Raw genomic sequence first — 260 nt, forward strand, 5'->3', positions numbered from 1 at the left:
TAATCATTTCGGAATGGTCAACACTTGCCCGACACTGATTAAGCTGACGTTCGTGATATTGTTGGCGGCCGCGATTTTCGCAACAGTTGTGTTATACATCGTCGCAATCTTGTACAGCGTGTCCCCTGATTTGACCGTGTATTTTACCGTAGTTGTCGGTGGTGTGACCGTCGTACCTGGGATGACGAGCACTTGTCCGACATAGATGGAGTTGACGTTTGCGATGTTATTGGCAGCTGCGATTTTTGCGACGGTCGTAT

The 260-nt window shown here is 48.5% G+C and carries 1 protein-coding gene; it reads right to left on the bottom strand.

The features are described 5' to 3' along the window. Positions 1-3 precede the first annotated feature (3 nt). The coding region (locus AC2Q9J_RS18130) for a LysM peptidoglycan-binding domain-containing protein (protein ID WP_499042102.1) at positions 4-260 on the bottom strand (257 nt) is incomplete at its 5' end.

The organism is Planococcus sp. RAB007_Raresut (assembly GCF_057369535.1).